Source organism: Actinocrispum sp. NPDC049592, from assembly GCF_040675465.1.
Lineage (GTDB): Bacteria > Actinomycetota > Actinomycetes > Mycobacteriales > Pseudonocardiaceae > Kibdelosporangium.
Genome location: NZ_JBFAPA010000007.1, coordinates 165,378 through 182,107, shown reverse-complemented (window position 1 = coordinate 182,107; position 16,730 = coordinate 165,378). Strand labels below are relative to the sequence as shown.

The following is a 16,730-nucleotide window of genomic DNA, read 5'->3' as shown; positions in this document are numbered from 1 at the left end:
GCGTCAGTCCGTGCTGGTGAACCGGTAGAGGCTGGCGTTGTCGTTGCCGTTGTCGAACAACGTCACCAGATCGGTCCGGTGGTCGCCGTTGATGTCCGACGGCAGCGGGACCACGGCGTTCCAAGCCCATTGAACCGGCTGGACCGGGCCCAGCTGCCACAGCACCTGCTTGTTGCGGGCGAACCCGGCACCATCGCTGGTCCAGGTCTGCACGGTGGCCTTGGTGTCGTCGTAGATGACGCCGATGTCGGACTTGCCGTCGCCGTTGAAGTCACCCGCGAACGGCTTGGCCGAGGCCCACTTGAAGCCGTCGCTGCCCGAGTCCCACTTCGCGAAGTTGAACGTCAGGCCGGTTCCCGCGCTGGTCCAGGTGTGGATGACACTGCGGTCGTCGGTCCACTTGTAGAGCACGGCCAGGTCGTCCTTGCCGTCCCCGGTCCAGTCGCCGGCCAGCAGCTTGGCGTTCTGCCACGCGAAGCTCGCGTCGTGCCAGAGGACGTAGTTAAAGGTGAACCCGGTACCGGTGCTGGTCCACGTGTGAATGACGCTCTCGGTGTCGCTCCACTTGTAGAGAACAGCCAGGTCGCCCTTGCCATCACCATTCCAGTCACCCGCCGTGAATTTGGCGTTGGCGTAGGTGAAACCATTCGGCCCGGAATTCCACGGCGCGTAGTTGAACGTGAACCCGGTACCGGTGCTGGTCCAGGTGTGAATCACGCTCTGCGTCGTGTTCCACGCGTACAGCACGGCCAGGTCGTCCTTACCGTCGCCATTCCAGTCGCCGGCGACGAACTGTGCGTTATCCCACACGAAACCGTTCGGGCCGGAATTCCAGACGGCGTAGTTGAAGGTGTACCCGCTGCCGGTGTTGGTCCAGGTGTGGATGACGCTCTGGCCCGCGTTCCACGCGTACAGCTCGGCCACATCCTCCTTGCCGTCGCCGTCGAAGTCACCGGAGACCAGCTTGGTCTTGTCGAACCACATCGAGTCGCGCCAGGCCTCCTGGCCACCCGTGAACGCTTGCGTCCTGGTGGAGTCCTTGATCCACGCGGCGATGTCGTCGAGGCGGGTCTCGGTGGCGCCGTTGCGGGTCTCGGTCTCGCCGAAGCAGCCGTGCTGCCACGAGGCGCTGTTGATCGCCACGAGCTGGACCTGGCCGTTGACCTCGCGCAACGCCGGGCCGCCCGCGTCGCCGCGGCACGGGTCGGCACTACCGGCGGCAGCGGCGACAGCGACGTTCGGGCCGTTCACCGACTGGACCGTGAAGTCGGCCGCGTGCAGCCGGTTGGGCGCCCACTCGGTCGTCGTGCGGCCGTAACCGGCCAGCTTGAGCACGTCACCGGCGGCCGGCGCGGTGGTGGCGACCGGCGCGGGCAGGATGTCCCCGATCGGCGCGGACAGCTTGGCCAACACCAGGTTGCGGTCGGCGCGCGGGACCAGCTCGACGATCGGCAGGACATGGCCCGCGGTGCTCGTCAGGTCGGTGCGGCCGACGGTCGCGGTGGCCGCTTTCACCGGCACCCCGGAATTGCCCTCCGGGAAACAGCTTTTCGCGGTGGCAACCCATTGCGGCGCCACCAGAACACCGGAACACGCCCGAATTCCGGTCACATCGATCTTCGCGGTGAACCGGTAAGTACCGTCCGGTACCTCGGCTCCGCCGCCTATTGCCGCACCAGGAGTGGCCGCGAGAGCACCAATCGCGGCCGTCAATGCGAGCACGCCAAAGAACCTTCGACGCATCAAAGAACCCCCCAGGGAAAGTGATTGCCGCGAGGACTGTAACCGGCGGAACTCCCCTCGCGCCAGACCCATCCGGCAGCACCCCGGTCGCCGGGTGCGAGGATTGCGCCCGATGTCAGCGATCGCAGCACCGTCCACCACCCGGTACGGCCTCACCCTCGGGCTCGTGCTCGCCGGGACGACGGCGATCAGCGTGGGCGCGTTCCTCAACGGCAACCGGGTGCTGTTCTACGCGGGCGCGGCGCTGGTGTTCTGGGGCTGGCTCCGGCTGCGGACCGCGGAGCGGCGGCAGCTGCTGATCGCGATCGGCGTCGGCGCGGTCCCGCTGCTGGTGTGCCCACCGATCCTCAGCCAGGACCTGTACATCTACATCGCCCAGGGCGCGATCGCGCACGCCGGGCTGGACCCGTACACGGTCGGCCCCTCGGGACTGGACGGCGTGCTCACCGACAAGGTCAGCTGGGTCTGGGAGAACACGCCGTCGCCGTACGGACCGCTGTTCATCCTGCTGATGAAGAGCGTGGTCGCGGTCACCGGGCCGCACCTGTACGTGGCCGCCTTGCTGACGAAGCTGCTGATCGCGAGCGGGATGGTGCTGCTCTGCGCGACTCTGCCCGGGCTGGAGCGGCACCTCGGCGGGTCCAACGCCTTGTGGCTGGGCGCGGCGAACCCGCTGGTCCTGGTGCACCTGGTCGGCGGCCCGCACAACGACCTGCTGATGATCGCGCTCATGGCCGCGGGGACGTTGCTCGTACTGGACGGCAAGCCTGTGGCCGGGTTCGCCGTGATCGGGTTCGCGGTGGCGATCAAGATCACGGCCGCGGTGGCGCTGCCGTTCCTGGTCTGGGTCTGGGCCGCGCAGCCGCGCCGACGTGGGTTCATCACCGCCGCGGGTATCGGAGCCGTCGTGGTGGCGGCCGTCTTCGGGTTGTGCACACTAGCCGCTGGGGTGAACTTCGGCTGGGTCAAGGCCCTCGGCGGTAACTCCCTGTTGATCCACTGGCTGTCACTTCCCACCGGTGTGGGTGAGTTGTTCGGCGTGATTCCCGCCGCACGTGTGGTCGGCTGGGCACTGCTGGCGGGCATCATCGTGGTGTTGTGGTGGCGTTCCCGGGCGGGCGGCCCCCAGGCGATAGCCAATGCCGCGTGGGCCTTGCTGGCGACCGTGCTGTTGTCCGCCGTGACGATGCCCTGGTACTTCACCTGGCCGCTGGTGCTCGCGGCCGGGTTCCGGTTCCGCCCGGCGATCGTCGCCGGTGCCTCGGCCTGGCTGGTGATCATCAACTACCCGAACGGGGACACCGGTCTTTACAACTGGTGGTGGGTGTTGCTGACCGCGGCGGTCGCGATCGGCTTCGGATACCGGGTGCGCCGTGAGTACGCGTGAGCTCGACGCGGCCGGGATCACCGATCCGCAGCTCAGAGCCGCCTACACGGCGAGCCGCGCGATCAACGCCAGCCACGGCCGCACGTACTTCCTGGCCACCCGGCTGCTGCCGATCGCCGACCGGCCAGCCGTGCACGCGCTCTACGGGTTCGCCCGGATCGCGGACGACATCGTCGACGGCGATCTGCCCAAGTCCCAGCAGGCGGCGGAGCTGTTCTCGCTGGAACGAACCATGTGGACCGGCACGCACCCGGTGCTGCGGGCGCTGAAGGACACCGTGCAGCGCTACCGGATCGACCGGGACCTGTTCACCGACTTCCTCGCGTCCATGCGGATGGACCTGGACGTCACCGAGTACGCCACGTTCGACGACCTCGCCAGGTACATGCACGGCTCAGCGGGCGTGATCGGCCTGCAGATGCTGCCGGTGCTGGGCACGACCGGGCCGCGCGAGGAGGCCGAGCCGTACGCCGCCGCCTTGGGTGAGGCGTTCCAGCTGACCAACTTCCTCCGGGACGTCGGCGAGGACCTCGACCGCGGCCGGATCTACCTGCCGATGGACGAGCTGGCGGCGTTCGGCGTGGACCGCGCGCGGCTGCGCTGGGTGCACCGGACCGGCAAGCCCGACCCCAACGTCCGGCAGGCGCTGGCCCACCTGGTCGCCCGCACGTACGCCGTCTACCGGCGCGCGGAACCCGGGATCACGCTGCTACGGCCCGAGTCGAGGCCGTGCGTCAGCACCGCGGCCACCCTCTACCGGCGGATCCTGGACCGGATCGTGGCCGCGGACTACGCGGTACTGCACCGGCGCGCGGTGGTACCCACCGGGCAGCGTCTCCTGGTCGCGCTGCCCGGCGTCACCCGCGCGGCGGGTCAGAACGCGAGGGCCTGGGCCCGGCGCTTGACCTCACGGCCGCGGTTGCCGCGCAGGGCCTCGATGGGTGTGCCGGGCAGGGACTCGTCCGCCGTGAACAGCCAGCGCAGGATCTCGCTCGGCGAGTAGCCCGAGTCGACGAGCACCGTGATGGTCCCGGGCAGGCCCTTGACCACCTCGTTCTCGTCGGTCAGGAAGACCGCGGGGACCAGCACTTCGCCCTTCCTGCGCACCGCGAGCAGCTGGTGGTCCCGGAGGGCCTGCTGCACCCGGCTGACCGAGCGGCCGATGCGGTCGGCCACTTCCCGCAGGGTATAAACCTCCACTGCCGGATCGAGCACATCTTCAGCAATGGGAATCGCACTCACAACTGAACACGATGCCACACGTCACACGTATGACAAATGAGGCAGTGTGGCCACGAGGACACTGCGGGATCTCCTACGATCGCACCCGTGGCGCAGAAGGGCGGGCTTCAGATGGCAACGTTGCTTGAGCAGCGTTACCGGGTCGACGCGCCGCTTGCCCGTGGTGGCATGTCGGCTGTGTACCGCGGCATGGACATGAGGCTCGAACGTCCGGTCGCGATCAAGGTGATGGACGAGCGGTTCGCCGAGGACCGCTCCTTCGTGGACCGGTTCGAGCGGGAGGCCAGGGCCGCGGCCAGCTTGCATCACCCGAACGTGATCGCGGTCCACGACCAGGGCTTCGACGGGGACCACGTGTTCCTGGTGATGGAGCTGGTCGACGGCGGCACCCTGCGGGACCTGCTGACCGAGCGCGGGCGGCTGCCCGTGCCGCTGGCGTTGAGCGTGCTGGAGCCGGTGCTGTCCGCGCTGGCCGCCGCGCACCAGGCGGGTCTGGTGCACCGGGACGTCAAGCCGGAGAACGTGCTGATCGGCCGCCAGGGCACGGTCAAGGTCGGCGACTTCGGCCTGGTCAAGGCCATGGCGAGCGCCGGGACGACGAGCAACAGCGTCATCCTCGGCACTGTTGCCTATCTTTCACCCGAGCAGGTGACCACCGGCGCTACTACGGCGAGCGGGGACGTCTACTCCGCGGGCGTGCTGCTGTACGAGATGCTGACCGGCAACCCGCCCTATGCGGGTGACACGCCGATCTCGGTGGCATGGCAGCACGTGAACGACGATGTGCCTGCCCCGTCGCGGTCGGTTCCCGGGATCCCGCCCGCCCTCGATGAGCTGGTCCTGCGCGCTACCCGGCGTGACCCCTCGGTGCGTCCGCCGGACGCCGCGGCGTTCCTGAACGAGCTGCAGCGGGTCCGCGGCATCATCGGCGCCCCCAAGGTTCCGATCCCGCATTCGGCGCACGGGCAGACGACCATGCCCGGCACTGAGTTCCCGACGGTGCAGACCACCCCCGCCGCCGTGCCGGGCGGGTACAACGGGACCAAGGCCATGCTGCGTCAGCCCGACGTCACCTCGCCGCCGACGGGCGTGCCGATCCCGCCGCCGCCCCCAGCCCAGCCGCCGCGACGACCCAAGGCCTCCTCGCCACCGCCGAAGAAGAAGCCCGCGAAGCGGATCCCGATGTGGGCCATCGTCGCGGCGGTCCTGGTGGTGCTGGCCGGGCTCGGGTTCTGGATGCTCAGTGGCACCGAGAAGGTCAAGATCCCGGTCGTGGCCGGGACGAGCTCGGCCAACGCCACCGAGGCGTTGAAGGACGCGGGCCTGGCCGCCCAGATCCAGAAACAGCGCAACGACAACGTGCCCAAGGACAAGGTGATCAGCTCGACCCCCGCGGCCGGCGGTGAAGTGGCCAAGGGTTCGACCGTCGTGCTGATCGTGTCGGTCGGGCCGCCGGTCGTGCCGCAGTTCGAACCGGGCGCCACCGAGGACACCGTCCGCAAGGCCATCGAGGAACAGGGCCTCAAGGCCGTCCGCGACCAGTCCTCGGACAACTTCGACGACAACGTCGCCAAGGGCACGGTCCTCGGCGTCTCCCCCAGCCCCGGCACCCAGCTGAAGTCCGGCGACAGCGTCGGGATCTTCCTGAGCAAGGGCCCCGCCCCGCTGCAGCCGATCCCCGACGTCCGCGGCAAGACCGAGAACGACGCCCGCAACGCCCTCCGGGCCGCCGGCTACTCGGACATCCAGACGCAGACCACCTTCGACCGGAGCATCGACGGCGGGAAGGTCATCTCGACGGATCCGTCCGCGGGGTCGACGCCGCAGGACAAGCGGGTGACGCTGCTGATCTCGAACGCGGTGACGGTGCCCGAGCTGCGGGGGAAGCGGGTGAACGAGGCCCGCGACCAGATCAAGGGTCTGGGGCTGCAGCTGGACGTCGTGGGTGTGTTCGGTGGGCGCGGCAACCGGGATGACGACGACAAGCGGATCGCGTTCCAGGGACCGCCCGCTGGGACCAAGGTGCAGAAGGGGTCGACGGTTCAGGTCGCAGTCGGCTTCTTCTAGCTCGCGTCTTGTGGGGCGCCGCTTCTGGTCTTCTGTGGCTGGGGCGGCGCCAGTTTCGTGGCTGGGGCGGCGCCTGGATGTGGGCTGGGGCGGTTCGATTTTGTGCGGGGACCCCTGCGGCGCACGGGCAGGAAACAAGGGGGCAGGTCTGCGACCTGCCCCGCCGACAAGCTTGTGTGCGCCGCCACCCCGCACAAAATCGAACCGCGAGCGTGCCTACTTGGCGCCGCGATGGGCTCACCAAGCGCCGCCCTAGGTGAACACGGCCCGGACGAACGGGGGACACACCCGGGAGCAACGGGGGACACACCCTGCACGAACGGGGGACACACCCCCGGCGAATGTGGGACACGCCGAGGGCTTCTGACATTCGTCGGCGTGTCCCCCGTTCGTCCCGGGTGTGTCCCCCGTTCGTGCAGGGTGTGTTCTGCGTTCGTCCCGGGTGGCGGGCTTGGTGGGGTTAGCTGCGGAGCATTTCCGCGACCAGGAAGGCCAGCTCTAGGGACTGCTGGGTGTTCAGGCGGGGGTCGCAGGCGGTTTCGTAGCGGTCTTGGAGGTCGGCGTCGGAGATGTCCTGGGCGCCGCCGAGGCACTCGGTGACGTCCTCGCCGGTGAGCTCGACGTGGATGCCGCCCGGGTGGGTACCGAGGCGGCGATGGACCTCGAAGAAGCCCTGGACCTCGTCGATGATGCGGTCGAAGTGGCGGGTCTTGTAGCCGGTCGAGGACTCGTGGGTGTTGCCGTGCATGGGGTCGCACTGCCAGATGACCTTGTGGCCGGAGGCCTCGACCTTCTCGACGATGCCGGGCAGCACGTCGCGGACCTTGTGGTTGCCCATCCGGCTGATGAGGGTCAGGCGGCCCGGTTTGTTGTGCGGGTCGAGGCGTTCGACGTACTCGACCGCGAGCTCCGGGGAGGTGGTGGGGCCGATCTTCAGGCCGATGGGGTTGGCCAGCAGCTCGGCGAACGCGAGGTGGGCGCCGTCCTGCTGGCGGGTGCGCTCGCCGACCCACAGGAAGTGCGACGAGAGGTCGTACAGCCGGGGCTCGTCGCGGCTGGTGTCCAGCCGGAGCAGCGCGCGTTCGTAGTCGAGCAGCAGCGCCTCGTGGCTGGCGAAGATCTCGGTGTGCTCCAGGGTGTAGTCGTGCACACCACAGGCGGCCATGAACCGGAGGCCGCGATCGATCTCGGCGGCCAGCGCCTCGTAGCGCTCACCGGCCGGGGAGGTGCGGACGAAGTCCTTGTTCCAGTCGTGCACCTTCGCCAGACCCGCCATGCCCGCACCCGTGAGGGCACGCAGCAGGTTCATCGCGGCACCGGCGTTCGCGTACGCGCGGATCATCCGGGAGGGGTCCGGGACGCGGGCCTCAGGGGTGGCCACGAGGGAGTTGATGATGTCACCGCGGTAGACCGGCAGGCCCAGTGAGTCGGTGGCGTTGGACCGCGGCTTGGCGTACTGGCCGGCGATCCGGCCGACCTTGACCACCGGCATGCTGGCGCCGTAGGTGAGCACCACGGCCATCTGCAGCAGCGTGCGGATGTTGCCGCGGATGTGCGGCTCGGTGTTGTCGGCGAACGTCTCGGCGCAGTCGCCGCCCTGCAGCAGGAACGCCTGGCCGTTGGCGACCTCGGCGAGCCGGTCGTGCAGCCGGTCGATCTCGGCGGGCACGGTGACCGGCGGGACACTCTCCAGGACCGTGCGCACCTTGCGCACGGCTTCCGGGTCGGGCCACTCCGGCTGCTGCGCCGCGGGCCGCGCCAGCGCTTCGTCGAGGGCCTTGCGCATGTCCGGCGGCAGTGGGGGCAGTTCGGGAAGCGTGTCGATGGGCACGTCCACGGTCCAGTTCACGACGCCCAGGATAAGAGGTGCTCGCACCGTATTCGCCGTCAGGCAGGATTGGCGGCTATGTCCCCACTTCGCGGCAGTACCCAGTTGGACAGCGAAACCGCGAACCGGTTGCTCGAGACCGCCGTGGCCAACCTGCAGCGGGAGTACCCGGTGCACTGGACCAGGCATCTCACCGGGCCCGCCGACCTCGTCCCGCATCGCACGCTGCACCCGGTGTTCGCCGGATCGTATGACTGGCACTCGTGTGTTCACCAAACCTGGCTTACTGTTCGCCTGCTTTCCGCTTTCCCTGAGTTACCCGGTGCGCCCGGAGCGGGTGAAGTTCTCACCTCATTGATCACGCCGGAGGGCTGCGCCACCGAGGCGGCGTTCTTCCGCGGTGCCGAAGGCAAGTACTGGGAACGGCCGTACGGGTGGGCGTGGCTGCTGGCGTTGGATGCGGCGCTCGAGGGGACCCAGTGGTCCGTCGCCCCGATCGCCGACGCGATCCGGGACCGCTGGCTCGAGTGGATCACCGTCGCACACCTGCCCGTCCGCGTCGGGACGCACGGCAACACAGCGTTCGCCACCGGGCTCGTGCTGGACGCCGCCCGCGCGAAGGGCGACACCGAACTGGCGCACGAGTGCGAGTCGGCAGCGGTGCGCTGGTACTTCGCCGACACCGGGTACGGCGGGTTCGAACCGGACGCCGCCGACTTCCTCTCCCCCGCGCTCACCGAGGCCGACCTGATGCGCCGCGTCCTGGACAGCGCCGAGTTCGGCCACTGGTTCGCCGCGTTCCTGCCCGACCTGGACACCGACCGCTGGCACGGCCTGCGGGAACCCACCCAGGTCCGGCACCCCAACGACCTCTACGGCGCCCACCTCGCCGGACTCGCTCTGTCCCGCGCGTGGGCCTGGCGCAACATCGCAACCGCTCTGGGGGACCACCCGTACACGAAACCGGCCGCGGACGCCGCCGAGGCGCACGCGACCATGGGCTGGGAGTTCGTGTTCGGCTACGACTACGCGATCGAGCACTGGCTGGGGACGTTCGCCGCCTACCTGGAGCTGGCGACCAGCTGAAAGATCCGCGCGGTGTGCATGTACGGGTGCCGGCCGGTCAACGCCAGCTCCAGCCGTTCCAGCTCGGCGTAGAACTGGGGCTCGCGTTTCCGGTCGTCATCCGTGATGTAGTCGCTCACGCAACGGATTCCGTAGTGCGCCCGCACCTCGCAGCCAAGCGCCTCCAGCACCTCCGCGATCTCCTCGGCCGTGTACAGCGTGATCTTCGCGCTGAACGTTTGTGTATCCGCTTCAGTCGCGGTCACGGCGTCGAGCGCTCCGACGAGGTCCAGCTCGCGGACGGCGGTCGTCAACGGCGAGGCGTGCCGGTTGATCGCCATGGCCGAGAGAATCCCATTGGGCCGCAACGACCTCACCGCGGACTTCAACGCGGCTGATGGATCTGCCTGATACTGCAACAGGTTGTGGCACAGGACGACGTCGTAGTCGGCGTCCGGCATGTCTGTCGCATCTGCCTCCACGCACGTGATCTGCACGCCTGCTTCGTCGGCTCGCTGCTTCGCGGCGGCGAGCATGGCCGGGGCGAAGTCCACGATGGTGACGTCATGGCCTTGTGCCGCAAGCCTGATCGCGTCGCCGCCGTCCGCGCCGGCCAGATCCAGGATCCGGCTGCGCGGCGGGATGTGCTTGGCGAGGTTGGCTTCCGCCAGCGTGAACCGAAGCCGTCCCCACGGGCTGTCCTGCCATTCCCGCCAGGTGGTGAGGGCGGCCTCGAACATCTCCGGCGTGTGCGTCACTCGGCCGACACTAGCGCGAGTTCCTCCTCCTGCGGCTTGGGCGAACGGGAGGCGAGCAACAGCAGGACCACCGCGCCCGCAGCGATGATTGCGGCCACCGGAGCCAGCGCGAGCACGCCGACGGTACTGATCACCAGACCGCCGAACACACCCGACAGACCCGCGCCGAGGTAGATCGCGGACGCGTTCAGCGACAGCAGCAGCCCGGAGTTCGTCGGCGACAGCTCGATCAGCCAGTTCTGGATCGGCGGGTTGACCGACCAGGTGAACAGGCCCCACACGAACATCACGACAGCCGCACTCACAGCAGTGGTCGCAGTCAACGGCAGTGTCGCCAGGATGGCGGTGAACACAATGAAGACGACGGTCAACGGGCCTCGGCTGCCGTACCTGTCGGTGATCCGGCCACTCACGGAGTTGCCTACAGCACCGCCAACGCCGTAGCAGAGCAACAGCAGGCTGATGGTCGTGCCGTGCACGTCAGCAGTCCGCGACAGCAACGGCGAGATGTAGGTGAACACACTGAACGCAGCCAAGCAGCCGAGCACGGTCATGCCCAGCACCATCTGGACGCGACGGTCGGCGGCGGCCGCGAACCGTTCCCGCAGTGTCACCGCGGGCGGCGCGGAAACCCTCGGCACACCGATGAAGACGCTGATGGCGGCGAGCAGGGACACGAGCGCGACCAGGCCGAACACGCCTTCGTAGCCGATCCGGCCGCCGAGCAGGTTGCCCGCGGGCACGCCCAGGATCAGCGCGAACGTGAGCCCGCCGAAGACCATGGCCACGGCGCGGCCGCGGCGCTCGGGTGGGTTGAGGACGGTGGCGACGACGGTCGCGGCTGGGGTGAACACGGCCGCGCCCAGAGCGCTGACCACACGCGACACCAGCAGCAGTTCGTAGTTCGGCGCGATCGCGGCCAAGGCGTTGCCCACAGTGCTGACCAGGAGCGCGGCCACGAGCAGACGGCGGCGTTCCCACCGGCCGGTGGCGCCCGCGAGCAGCGGCGACGCGATGGCGTAGGCGATGGCGAACGCGGTGGTGAGCTGGCCCGCGGTCGCGGTTGACACATGTAACTGGCTGCTGACCTGCGGCAACACGCCGGAGACGATGTACCCGCTGGTGCCGACGGCGAAGGCGCCGAGGGCGAGCAGGTAAGTACGTGGTGACATGGACCCTTCCCCTTTGTTCGACAGCCACCGTACTACGACAGTCGTCAAACTACGATGGATTTCGTACAATGGGACGCATGGTGGAGGTGCTGCCGCATCCGGCGCGCGAGGAGATCAAGATCGACGAGGTGCTGCACGCCCTCGCCGATCCCGTGCGGCTGCACATCGTGCGCGAGCTGGCCAGGATCGGCCCGGAGGGCGTCGCCTGCGGCGCGATCGAGCTGCCGGTCACCAAGTCGACGCGCACCCACCACTTGCGAATCCTGCGCGAGGCCGGCGTGACCCGGATGCAGCCGGAAGGCACCGCGCGGATCACCACGCTGCGCCGTGAGGACCTGGACACGCTGTACCCGGGCCTGCTCGACGGGATCCTCGCCGCTCGGCAGTGATCATCCCGCCGGAAGGCCGGTGACCGGTCCGCGCCGAGCCAGTAGTGTTCTTTGTCGTGTTCTCCTTGTGCGAGCCGCCGCTGTTCACCCGGTTGCGCGACGCCAGGCGGATCCTGGTCGCCGGCGCGGGCGGCGGCTTCGACATCTACGCGGGGCTCCCGCTGGCCGTCGCGCTTTCCGCCCAGGGCAAGGAGATCCACCTCGCCAACCTGTCCTTCACGGACCTGGGCGCGCTGGATCTCGACGTCTGGCTGGAGCCGGCCGTGGCGGCCATCCATCCGGACACCGCGGGCAACGACCACTACTTTCCCGAACGCGCGCTGGCCCGGTGGCTGAAGTCGCGAGAGCGGCCGTCGACTGTGTACGCCTTCCCGCGCACCGGAGTCCGCCCGCTGCGAGCCGCGTACCGGACGCTCATCGATCGGTTGGAGATCGACGCGATCATCCTGGTCGACGGCGGCACGGACATCCTGATGCGCGGTGACGAGGCGGGGCTGGGCACGCCCGAAGAGGACATGACCAGCCTGGCCGCGGTCGCGGGCCTGGACGGCGTCGAGCGGTTCGTGGTGTGCCTGGGCTTCGGCATCGACTCCTACCACGGTGTCTGCCACGCACACGTGCTGGAGAACCTGGCCAGTCTGGAGCGAGAGGGCGCGTACCTCGGCGCGTTCTCCATTCCGTCGCAGTCCGCCGAAGCAGCCGCCTACCTGGACGCGGTCGCACACGCGCAGGCCGCGACACCGCTGCGGCCCAGCATCGTCAACGGCCAGATCGCGGCCGCGATCCGCGGCGAGTTCGGGAACTTTCGTTTCACCGCAAGGACCGCGGACAGTGAACTGTTCGTGAATCCTTTGATGGGCCTGTACTTCGCGGTCGAGCTGACCGGGCTCGCCCGCGGAGTGGGGTATCTCGACCGGCTCGAGGACACCGACGACATGGCGCAGGTTTCGTTGCTCATCGAAGAGCACCGCTACCACGTCGACCCGAGGCGCTGGCGCGCCATCCCCCACTGAAGGATGACCTCATGCGCACTGTCGGTGTTGACCTCGCGGCCCAGCCGGAAAACACGGCGATCGCCGTCATCCAATGGGACTCCGGGACCGCCCGATTGGTTGAAGTCGTGCGACCGGCTGATGACGACGCGGTGGTGCGTTGTACCGATGGCGCCGAGAAGGTCGGGATCGACTGCCCGCTGGGCTGGCCCGACACGTTTCTGACCTTCTTGTACCGGCACCACTTCAGCGCGGGGCCGGTGGACATGCACACACCGCCGGAGGAATGGCGGCACTCGTTGGCGTACCGGCTGACCGACGAGTACGTGCGGGAAGTTCGGCAGATGACGCCGCTCAGCGTTGCCACGGACCGGATCGGCATCACCGCGATGCGTGCGGCGCGGTTGCAGGGGCTGCTCGCCAAGCAAGGGCACGACGTCAACCGGCTTGGCACCGGGCTCATCGTCGAGGTGTACCCGGCGGCGGGGCTCAAACACTGGGACATGGACCACCGGCAGTACAAGGGAACCAAGAACGTCACCGCACTGGACGGGTTGGTGGCCAAGCTCGGTGAGCTGGCGCCGTGGCTGGATCTGGGACAGTTCAAGGACATTTGCCGGGCGAGCGACCACGTCTTCGACGCGGTGATCGCCGCGCTGCTCGCACGTGCTTGTGTGCTGGGCAAAACCGACCCGCCGGACAAGGCGCAACGCGACCGGATCGCGCGGGAGGGATGGATCGCACTGCCCACTTGTCCGCTCGATGCGCTCCGGGGTTGACACGTTCGCCCGGAACTTGTCGCCCGTTCGGGCGTATGCGGCCGGCGCGTGTCATACCGGCGTGCCTTGGCGCGATGGCAAAGTGTGAGACAGGAAAGGTGGTTGGTCACCGGTTCGTGTGGACAATTGGGTGGTCACGTCACCCGGTTGCTGCGAGACCGGGACGTCACGGTTCTCGGCCTGAGCCATCGGCCGTGCCCGGGCTCGCATGGCGAGGTGCGCGTGGTCGATGTGTGCGACAGCGCCCGGCTCACCGACGTGCTGGATTCGTTCCAGCCCACGCACATCGTGCATCTGGCGGCGGTCTCGTCGCCGGTCGCGGCCGAACGCGACCAGGAGCGCGCATGGGCGCTGAACCTCACCGTTCCGCGCCAACTGGCCCGCACCGGCGCCTGGCTTTTCTATCCGTCGACGGATTTTGTCTGGGACGGCACGAAAAACGGGCGCTACCGGGACACCGACGTGCCGAAGCCGCGATCTGTCTACGGTGAGATGAAGCACGCCGGGGAACGCGTCGCCGGCCAGTCCGGCCTGGTGGCCAGGCTTTCCCTGCTGCACGGCCTGCCCGTGTGCCCACGTGCGACGACCTGGACCCGGTGGCACGAAAATCTCAGTCAGGGCAAGGAGATCACGGTCTGCGCGGACGAGTTCCGCACGCCGCTGGAGCTGTCCGAGGCCGCGAAGGCGATCGTCGACCTCGGCCGCAAGAACGTGCGCGGGGTCATCCACCTGGCCGGGCCGGACGTGCTGACGCCGAGGGACATGGCCTGCCGCCTGGCCAGTTCGTTGAACGTGAAACCCAAGCTGCGGACGGTGTCCAGACTGGACCTGCCTGGCGGGAAGGCGCGGCCGCGCAACGTGGCGATGGCGCCGACGGTGATGTTCGGTGTGGTCATCCCCGCCTACAACGGCGCGCACTGCCTGCATCGCAGCATGATCTCGCTTGCCCGGCAACGGTTCGACGGGAAACTACGCGTGGTCGTCGCGGTCAACGACGGTCGCGAGGACACCGCGGAGGAAGCCCGGCGCCTGGCTCCGGTCATCCGCGCGACCGGCGCCGAGTGTTCCGTGGTCGTCTCGTCTCCCAAACGCGCCAACGCTTTCGCTGCCGCCGAGGCCGAACTGCCCGAGGGGCCACGGCTCTACCTGGACCAGGACGCGGTGTTGTCGCCGAACGCCATCGCGGAGCTGGCCAGGATCCTCCGTCCCGGCACCGGGATCCACTTCGCCGCGCCCCGGCCGCGAGCGGTCCGGCCGCACAGCGTGGTGTCGCGTGCGTTCTACCGGGCCTGGCAGGACTTGCCCTACGTCAAGGAGTCCCCGGTCACGATGGGCGCCTACGCTGTGTCCGCCGAGGGGCGGCGACGCTGGGATGAGTTCCCCGACGTTCATTCGGATGACAAATGGGTCCGCTGGCACTTCGCTTCACACGAACGTGCGGTTTTGCGTGACGGTACGTACGAGGTCGTTCTCCCCGAAGGTGTGAAGGAGTTGGTCCGAGCGCGTCGGCGTTACCAGTGCGGGAACCGCGAACTGCAGTCCCACGACCTCGAGTACGCGGACGACGACCGCAGACACCGTGGCGTGGTGCGGAGTTTGGTCTCGCGGCCGACGCGATGGCCGTGCAGCGCGGTGTTCCTCGGCGTTTACTCGGCCGCCGCCGTCCTGGATCGGTACACCGAATGATCGACGTCGTCATTCCCGCGCACAACGAGGAAACGCTGATCCGCGCATGCATCTGGTCGGCGCTGGGACCTGGTGTGCAGGTCATCGTGGTGGCCGACGGCTGCACGGACGACACCGTCGAGGCCGCCTCGTTGCCCGGTGTCACCGTGATCTCGTTGCCGCGCAGCGGAAAGGCGGCCGCGCTCAACGCCGCCGAGCCCTACCGCCGCGGATGCCCGGTGGTGTACCTGGACGCGGACACGGTCCTCACCCCTGGGTCGCTGCAAGCGATTGCGTCCGCTTTGGACACGCCGTCGCCGCGGCTGGCCGGGCCCGCTCCCCTGCTGGTCCGGCCACGTTCGCGGCTGACCAGGAGCTTCGCCAAGGTGTGGAGCGCGCTGCCCGCGGTCGCCGGTCAGGTCATCGGTGGTGGCTGCTACGCCGTGAACGCCGCAGGCCGTGCGCGGTGGGACAAGTTCCCGGATGTGGTCGCGGACGATGCCTTCGTGCGTGGCCAGTTCTCGCCGCACGAGCAAGCGCTGGCCGGGTCGTTCCTGCTGGTCCTGCCGGAGGGACGGGAGCTGATCTCGGTTGTCCGGCGTTGGCGTTCCGGCAACGCCGCCCTGCCTTCCTCCCCCTCGGCCGGACTGCGCAAGAACCTCGCTTTCGTTGCCCGCAAACCGTCGTTGTGGCCGCATCTGCCCGCGTTCGCCACTGTCCTGACGGGACGATCCCGGCCTGGCTGGAGCCGGGCATCTTCGTTGCGTCCTGCTGTCAGCGCACCGATTCCGCCAACTGTGGACGCCATTGTCGTCACGTACAACAGCGCTAACACCATCGCGAGATGCGTTGACAGCATCCGTTCGCTGTCCGCCGATGTTCAGATCACTATCGTCGACAACGACTCTCGGGATGACACGGTCTCGCTGGTTGCGTCCGCGATCCGCAATCCCGCCAACATCGGGTTCGCCGCCGCCGTCAACCAGGCGGCCCGTCTGGGCAACGGCTCGTACCTGCTGCTGGTCAACCCAGACGCCGAGCTGCATCCCGGCGCAATCGACCACCTGCTGACATTGGCCGCCCGGTTCCCCACCGTCGGCCTCTACGGCGGTCGCGCAATCACCGCATCGGGCGACCTCGATCCCACGACTTGCTTAGCCAGACCCACGCTGTGGCACGCGCTCGCGTTCGCCACCGGCCTGTCCGCCACACCCCTCGACCCCGATTCACTCGGTCGTTGGCGCCGCGATGACATCCGCGCGGTCCCGGCCCTCACCGGCTCGATGATGTTGATCCGCCGCGACCTCTGGACCGAACTCGGAGGCTTCGACGAGCGCTACACCCTCTACGGCGAGGACGTCGACCTCTGCCTCCGCGCCCCCGCACCCCCGATGTTCACCCCGCACGCCGTCCACCTCCACCACGGCGGCGGCAGCTCCACCCCCGAATCCCGGCTGACCAACATCCTCCGCGGCAAAGCCACCCTCTACGCCCACCACATCCACCCCCACGCCCCCATCGCCCTGCTCGCCGGCGTCGCCCTCCGAGCCGCCGCCGGTAGCAGGATCTGGCGTTCGGCCTGGCGAAACCGGCTGGAATGGCGACACGGCTGGCCAGCCTCTAACACCGTTAGGGTGTGATCC

General features: G+C 68.6%; 13 protein-coding genes and 1 pseudogene. 9 read left to right on the top strand and 5 right to left on the bottom strand.

The genetic code is table 11. From position 1 onward, the window contains the following. Nucleotides 1–3: 3 nt before the first annotated feature. The gene (locus AB0J95_RS19780) at nt 4–1,722 is read right to left on the bottom strand and encodes an FG-GAP-like repeat-containing protein (RefSeq protein WP_364759306.1); all 1,719 of its coding nucleotides are present in this window, start codon (nt 1,720–1,722) and stop codon (nt 4–6) included. A gap of 133 nt (nt 1,723–1,855) precedes the next feature. Between AB0J95_RS19780 and mptB the strand changes: the two genes are divergently transcribed. Together mptB and AB0J95_RS19770 are read left to right on the top strand one after the other, a co-directional pair. After that, the gene (gene mptB, locus AB0J95_RS19775; protein WP_364759304.1) at nt 1,856–3,130 is read left to right on the top strand and encodes a polyprenol phosphomannose-dependent alpha 1,6 mannosyltransferase MptB; all 1,275 of its coding nucleotides are present in this window, start codon (nt 1,856–1,858) and stop codon (nt 3,128–3,130) included. Further along, the gene (locus tag AB0J95_RS19770; RefSeq protein ID WP_364759301.1) at nt 3,117–4,133 is read left to right on the top strand and encodes a phytoene/squalene synthase family protein; all 1,017 of its coding nucleotides are present in this window, start codon (nt 3,117–3,119) and stop codon (nt 4,131–4,133) included. Before mptB ends, AB0J95_RS19770 begins: the two co-directional genes overlap by 14 nt. Here AB0J95_RS19770 and AB0J95_RS19765 read toward each other — a convergent pair. Continuing rightward, a pseudogene (locus AB0J95_RS19765) lies at nt 4,070–4,372 on the bottom strand (Rv2175c family DNA-binding protein); the annotation flags it as partial. The gene AB0J95_RS19770 and the pseudogene AB0J95_RS19765 sit on opposite strands and share 64 nt — an antisense overlap. A 111-nt stretch (nt 4,373–4,483) precedes the next feature. Here AB0J95_RS19765 and pknB point away from each other — a divergent pair. Beyond that, entirely contained in the window at nt 4,484–6,439 is a 1,956-nt protein-coding gene (pknB, locus tag AB0J95_RS19760) for a Stk1 family PASTA domain-containing Ser/Thr kinase (RefSeq protein WP_364759299.1), read from the top strand. A gap of 460 nt (nt 6,440–6,899) precedes the next feature. Here pknB and AB0J95_RS19755 read toward each other — a convergent pair whose 3' ends face one another. Continuing rightward, nucleotides 6,900–8,300, bottom strand: coding sequence for a class II 3-deoxy-7-phosphoheptulonate synthase (locus tag AB0J95_RS19755; protein ID WP_364759968.1), 1,401 nt, complete (start codon nt 8,298–8,300; stop codon nt 6,900–6,902). A 45-nt stretch (nt 8,301–8,345) separates the two neighbouring features. Here AB0J95_RS19755 and AB0J95_RS19750 point away from each other — a divergent pair, with 45 nt between their 5' ends. Next, a complete protein-coding gene (locus tag AB0J95_RS19750; RefSeq protein WP_364759296.1) occupies nt 8,346–9,353 on the top strand; it encodes a DUF2891 family protein in 1,008 nt (335 codons plus the stop codon). Here the strand turns inward: AB0J95_RS19750 and AB0J95_RS19745 are convergent. Then, nucleotides 9,329–10,090 carry a methyltransferase domain-containing protein gene (locus tag AB0J95_RS19745; protein WP_364759293.1) on the bottom strand — a complete coding sequence of 254 codons (762 nt, stop codon included), beginning with the start codon at nt 10,088–10,090 and terminating at the stop codon, nt 9,329–9,331. The two genes, AB0J95_RS19750 and AB0J95_RS19745, sit on opposite strands and share 25 nt — an antisense overlap. After that, nucleotides 10,087–11,262 (bottom strand): MFS transporter, encoded by a 1,176-nt coding sequence (locus tag AB0J95_RS19740; RefSeq protein WP_364759290.1) that lies wholly within the window; start codon nt 11,260–11,262, stop codon nt 10,087–10,089. The genes AB0J95_RS19745 and AB0J95_RS19740 overlap by 4 nt, the downstream gene beginning before the upstream one ends. A 68-nt stretch (nt 11,263–11,330) precedes the next feature. Here AB0J95_RS19740 and AB0J95_RS19735 point away from each other — a divergent pair, with 68 nt between their 5' ends. From AB0J95_RS19735 to AB0J95_RS19715, 5 genes are all read left to right on the top strand, one after another. After that, entirely contained in the window at nt 11,331–11,651 is a 321-nt protein-coding gene (locus AB0J95_RS19735; protein ID WP_364759287.1) for a helix-turn-helix domain-containing protein, read from the top strand. A gap of 56 nt (nt 11,652–11,707) precedes the next feature. After that, entirely contained in the window at nt 11,708–12,664 is a 957-nt protein-coding gene (locus AB0J95_RS19730) for a DUF1152 domain-containing protein (protein ID WP_364759284.1), read from the top strand. Between the two features lie 11 nt (nt 12,665–12,675). Continuing rightward, on the top strand, nt 12,676–13,422 hold the full coding sequence (locus tag AB0J95_RS19725) for a DUF429 domain-containing protein (RefSeq protein WP_364759281.1): 747 nt from the start codon (nt 12,676–12,678) through the stop codon (nt 13,420–13,422). Nucleotides 13,423–13,506: 84 nt separating this feature from the next. Further along, nucleotides 13,507–15,108, top strand: a complete 1,602-nt coding sequence (locus AB0J95_RS19720) for a sugar nucleotide-binding protein (RefSeq protein WP_364759278.1) — start codon at nt 13,507–13,509, stop codon at nt 15,106–15,108. Then, nucleotides 15,105–16,727 carry a glycosyltransferase family 2 protein gene (locus AB0J95_RS19715; protein ID WP_364759275.1) on the top strand — a complete coding sequence of 541 codons (1,623 nt, stop codon included), beginning with the start codon at nt 15,105–15,107 and terminating at the stop codon, nt 16,725–16,727. The genes AB0J95_RS19720 and AB0J95_RS19715 overlap by 4 nt, the downstream gene beginning before the upstream one ends. Nucleotides 16,728–16,730 lie beyond the last annotated feature (3 nt).

Coding starts and splice junctions, on each gene's coding strand:
- mptB (WP_364759304.1), top strand. CDS start 1,856: ATGTCAGCGATCGCAGCACCGTCCACCACCCGGTACGGCCTCACCCTC.
- pknB (WP_364759299.1), top strand. CDS start 4,484: ATGGCAACGTTGCTTGAGCAGCGTTACCGGGTCGACGCGCCGCTTGCC.
- AB0J95_RS19750 (WP_364759296.1), top strand. CDS start 8,346: ATGTCCCCACTTCGCGGCAGTACCCAGTTGGACAGCGAAACCGCGAAC.
- AB0J95_RS19740 (WP_364759290.1), bottom strand. CDS start 11,262: ATGTCACCACGTACTTACCTGCTCGCCCTCGGCGCCTTCGCCGTCGGC.
- AB0J95_RS19735 (WP_364759287.1), top strand. CDS start 11,331: ATGGGACGCATGGTGGAGGTGCTGCCGCATCCGGCGCGCGAGGAGATC.
- AB0J95_RS19725 (WP_364759281.1), top strand. CDS start 12,676: ATGCGCACTGTCGGTGTTGACCTCGCGGCCCAGCCGGAAAACACGGCG.
- AB0J95_RS19715 (WP_364759275.1), top strand. CDS start 15,105: ATGATCGACGTCGTCATTCCCGCGCACAACGAGGAAACGCTGATCCGC.